Origin of the sequence: Aestuariivirga sp. (assembly GCF_044239095.1) — a bacterium.
Lineage (GTDB): Bacteria > Pseudomonadota > Alphaproteobacteria > Rhizobiales > Aestuariivirgaceae > Aestuariivirga.
Genome location: NZ_JBIICB010000318.1, coordinates 1 through 4595 on the forward strand (window position 1 = coordinate 1; position 4595 = coordinate 4595).

Below are 4595 nucleotides of genomic sequence, written 5' to 3' on the forward strand. Positions count from 1 at the left end.
GCTTTTGCGGCAGGGAGCCGGAGACCACCACCGAATAGGGCGGCACCTTGCCCATGTGGACCTTGCCCGTTTCGCGCTCGATGATCTTGGTGGACTGGCCGATGAACACGCCCATGGAGATGACCGAGCCCTCGCCCACGATAACGCCTTCGACGACTTCGGAGCGCGCGCCGATGAAGCAATTGTCCTCGATGATGGTGGGGCCGGCCTGCATCGGCTCCAGGACGCCGCCAATGCCGACGCCGCCAGAGAGATGCACATTCTTGCCGATCTGGGCGCAGGAACCGACCGTCACCCAGGTATCCACCATGGTGCCGGTATCGACATAGGCGCCGAGGTTGACGAAGGACGGCATGAGGATGGCGCCCGGCGCAATATAGGCCGACTTGCGGACGACGCAATTGGGCACGGCGCGGAAGCCTGCGGCGCGGAATTCCGTCTCGCCCCAGCCATCGAACTTGGAGGGCACTTTGTCCCACCAGCTGGAGCCGCCGGGGCCGCCGGAGATCATGCTCATGTCATTGAGACGGAAGGACAGCAGCACGGCCTTCTTGAGCCACTGGTTCACGTGCCACTCGCCATCGCGCTTCTCGGCGACGCGGGCCTTGCCGGAATCGAGCATGCCGAGTGCCGCGTTGACGGCATCGCGCACGGCGCCCTTCGTTTCGAGATTGACCTTGTCGCGGCCTTCCCAGGCCTGCTCGATGGTGGTCTGAAGATCGCTCATGCTGTCCCTCCCGGCGTTACGTGGCGCTGGCTTTCGCTCAATTGGCGGGTGCGGTCAAGTTCGCCAAGAAGCTGGCGAGATCGTCCGTCACGTGGTGAATGTGCTCCTGCGCGATGCCGCCCGTGGACCTGTTGAGGTGCTCGGCATCCTTGTTCTCGGGGCTCGTCACCAGCACCGTGGTCATGCCCAGCGCATGGGGCGCCTCGAGGTTGCGGGCAATGTCCTCGAACATGGCGGAGGTTTCCGGCCGGATGCCCGTCTGCCGGATGAATTTGCGGTAGGGCTCCATCTCCGGCTTGGGGATGAAGTCCGAGTGCACGATGTCGAAGATGTCACCGAAATGATGGGTGATGCCGATGCGGTTCAGCACCTTCCCGGCATGGGCCACCGTGCCGTTGGTGAAGATCAGCTTGCGGCCGGGAAGCTTGTGCAGCGCCGCGTCCAGCAAATTGTTCTGCAGCACGGGCGAATGGTCGATGTCATGCACATAGTCGAGGAAGGCGTCCGGCGTGATGGCGTGCTCGGTCATCAGCCCGCGCAGCGTCGTTCCATATTTGTAGAACATCTCTTTCTGGCGGCGCTTGGCCTCCGCATAATCGACGTTGAGCAGCCGCGAGACGAACTCGCCCATCTTGACGTCGATCTGGTCGAACAGCCGGCAGCTTGCCGGATAGAGCGTGTTGTCGAGGTCGAAGACCCAGGTGTCGATGTGGGAAAAGCCTCTCATACGCCGGTCCGCGAGATGCGCGTGCCGACGCCATGGGGGGTCAGGAGCTCCAGCAGCACCGAATGCGGCACGCGCCCGTCAAGGATGATGACGCCCTCGACGCCCGATTCGACCACGGCGGCCGCACTCTCCACCTTGGGGATCATGCCGCCGGTGATGGTGCCATTGGCGACGAGTTCCGGCAGATCGCCCACCTTCAACTCGCTGATCAGGTTCTTGTCCTTGTCGAGCACGCCCGCGACGTCGGTGAGCAGCAGCAGGCGCTTGGCGCGGGTGGCGGTGGCGATGGCGCCCGCCGCCGTGTCAGCGTTCACGTTGAAGGTCTCACCCTCCCAGCCCACGCCCACGGGGGCGATGACGGGAATGGCGTCGCTCTTCATGATGGTGTCGAGGATCTGGGTGTTGACGCGCACCGGCTCACCCACGAAGCCGAAGTCGATCTCCACCGTCTTGCCCGTCTCAGGGTCGATCTTCTTCTTGGTGAGCTTCTCGGCGATGAGCAGATTTCCGTCCTTGCCGGAGATGCCCACGGCGCGGCCGCCGGCCTGCTGGATCGAGGCGACGATCGACTTGTTGATCGAGCCCGACAGCACCATCTCGACCACCGACATGGTGGCCTCATCGGTGACGCGCAGACCGTCGCGGAATTCCGGCTTCACCTCGAGCTTGTCGAGCATGCGGTTGATCTGGGGTCCGCCGCCGTGGACGACGATGGGGTTGAGCCCGCAGACCTTCAGCATGACCATGTCACGCGCGAATTGGTGGGCAAGCTTGGGATCCACCATGGCGTGGCCGCCATATTTCACCACGATGATCTGGTCGTCGTAGCGCTGCAGGAAGGGCAGCGCCTCGGAAAGGATGCGGGCCGTCGTGCCGAGTTCGTCCATGAGAGTGGTCCCCGTCAATCGAGTAGCGTCCTACAGGACAATTGCGAGGGTTTCAAAGGGTCTGGCGCTTGCGGGCCGTATTCAATTCCCGCTCTCCCTCTCAGGAAGAAAGGGGGAGCAGGGGACTCACGACAGCAGCCCTGCGATTTCCGCCCGAAGTTCCGGGATTCCGCCGCCCTTCTCGCTCGATGTGGCGTGAATTTCGGGGAAGGCGGCCGGATGCTTCTTCACGGCGGCGGCAACCGTCTCGCGCATCTTCTCGAGTTCCGCCGGCTTGATCTTGTCGCTCTTGGTGAGCACGGCCTGGTAGGTGACGGCCGCCTCGTCGAGGAGGTCGAACATCTCCTCGTCCGCCTTCAGGATGCCGTGGCGGGAATCGATCAGCACGAAGGCGCGGGTCAGGCCCGGCCTGCCGCGGAGATACCCCCTCAGCACCGCCTGCCACACCTTCACCTCATGCTTGGGGGCCTTGGCATAGCCATAGCCCGGCATATCGACGAGGGTGAGCTGGCTGTTGACGTCGAAGAAATTGAGCTCGCGCGTGCGCCCTGGCGTGTTGGAGGCGCGCGCCAGCCCGTTCACCCCCGTCAGCGCGTTGATGAGCGAGGACTTGCCGACGTTGGAGCGCCCCGCGAAGGCGATCTCGACACCTGCCGGCGGCGGCAGCTGCTCGAGCTTTGCAACGCCCAGGAGGAAACGCGACGGGCCGCCGAAAAGACGGCGGCCCGCATCGATCTGGTCTTCTGTGAAGCGGGCGGTCAACTCGCGGCCTTCTTCTTGAGGAAGGGCAGGCTCTCGCGGATGTTGCCGAAGAAGTCGATCTCCACGCCGTGCCGCTTCATGATGTAGGACTGCTGCAGGATCGAGAGCGTGTTGCTCCACGCCCAGTAGATCACGAGGCCCGCCGGGAAGGTGCCCAGCATGAAGGTGAAGATCACCGGCATCCAGTTGAACAGGCTCGCCTGGATCGGATCGGGCGGCGTCGGGTTAAGCCGCATCTGCAGCCACATGGTGATGCCCATGATGATCGGCCACACGCCGATCAGCAGGATATCGGGCACCGTCCAGGGAATGAGGCCGAACAGGTTGAACAAGCTCGTCGGGTCAGGGGCGGAGAGATCGCGCACCCAGCCGAAGAACGGCGCATGGCGCAGCTCGATCGAGGTCAGGATGACCTTATAGAGCGCAAAGAAGATCGGGATCTGCACCACAACGGGCAAGCAGCCAGACAGCGGCGAGACCTTCTCGCGCTTGTAGAGCTCCATCATCGCCTGCTGCTGCTTCATGCGGTCGTCCGGATACTCGGTCTTGAGCCGCTCCATCTCGGGCTGGAGCTTCTTCATCTTGCTCATCGAGGCATAGGACTTGTTGGCAAGCGGGAAGACCGCGAGCTTCACCAGCACCGTCGCAATGAGGATGGCGAGGCCGAAGTTGCCGACGAGGCCCTTGATCCAGTCAAGCAGGTAGAAGAAGGGCTTGGTCAGGAAATAGAACCAGCCCCAGTCGATCATGTAGTTGAGGCCTTCAATGCCGTGTTTGGCCTCAATGGCGTTGATGGTGCTGACCACCTTGGCGCCAGCAAACAGCTGGCTGCGATAGGACGCCGACGCGCCCGGCTGCACGACGAGTGCGTCCCGGGCGAGATAGTCGGTCTGGTAGACGTCGCGGTTGCCGGACCGGGTGTGCAGGAAGCTTGCAGTCACGGGTATGGACTGGTCCGGCACGATGGCCGCGGCCCAGTACTTGTCGGTGAAGCCGAGCCAGCCGCCGGTGGTGTCGAACCGCTGCGGCTCGGTCTGCTCCGACACGTCGGAGTAGTGGATTTCCTGGAGGCTGCCGTTGAGCCAGCCCAGCATGCCCTCGAAGAACACCCAGAAGCCGGAGACCAGCGGCGTGTCCTGGCGTTGGATGCGCGCATAGGGAATGAGCGCCACCGGCGCCTGCGACCTGTTCTCCACCGTCTGGGTGACGGTGAACAGGTACTGGTCGGAAATCTCGATCTTGCGGGAGAAGACCAGCCCCTCACCATTGTCCCAGGTCAGGGTCACGGGGTTGCCGTCCGAAAGAACGGCGCCGGCCGGGGCCTGCCACACGGACTTCGAGTCCGGCATCTTGGCCAGCGTGCCAGTGGCCGGCACGAAGCCCTGCTCGGCGAACAGCGCACCCGGCGTGCCATGCGGCGACAGGAAGGTGATGGTGGGGCTCTTGGGATCGATCGTCTCGCGGTAGCGCAGCAGGTGCAGGTCGTCGATCT

At 63.6% G+C, this 4595-nt stretch carries 5 protein-coding genes; all 5 read right to left on the bottom strand.

From position 1 onward, the window contains the following. On the bottom strand, positions 1–727 hold a 727-nt coding region (locus tag ACILRA_RS20145), incomplete at its 3' end, for a 2,3,4,5-tetrahydropyridine-2,6-dicarboxylate N-succinyltransferase (protein WP_395663841.1). A 37-nt stretch (positions 728–764) separates the two neighbouring features. After that, positions 765–1454 (bottom strand): pyrimidine 5'-nucleotidase, encoded by a 690-nt coding sequence (locus tag ACILRA_RS20150; protein ID WP_395663842.1) that lies wholly within the window; start codon positions 1452–1454, stop codon positions 765–767. Then, entirely contained in the window at positions 1451–2341 is an 891-nt protein-coding gene (gene argB / locus ACILRA_RS20155) for an acetylglutamate kinase (protein ID WP_395663845.1), read from the bottom strand. The genes ACILRA_RS20150 and argB overlap by 4 nt, the downstream gene beginning before the upstream one ends. 126 nt (positions 2342–2467) lie before the next feature. After that, complete coding sequence (gene yihA / locus ACILRA_RS20160; protein ID WP_395663843.1) at positions 2468–3103, bottom strand: ribosome biogenesis GTP-binding protein YihA/YsxC; 636 nt, start codon at positions 3101–3103, stop codon at positions 2468–2470. Continuing rightward, the coding region (gene yidC, locus ACILRA_RS20165; protein WP_395663844.1) for a membrane protein insertase YidC at positions 3100–4595 on the bottom strand (1496 nt) is incomplete at its 5' end. The genes yihA and yidC, both read right to left, overlap by 4 nt.

Excerpts from the sequence above, each read along its gene's own strand:
- argB (WP_395663845.1), bottom strand. The coding sequence starts at position 2,341 with ATGGACGAACTCGGCACGACGGCCCGCATCCTTTCCGAGGCGCTGCCC.
- ACILRA_RS20150 (WP_395663842.1), bottom strand. The coding sequence starts at position 1,454 with ATGAGAGGCTTTTCCCACATCGACACCTGGGTCTTCGACCTCGACAAC.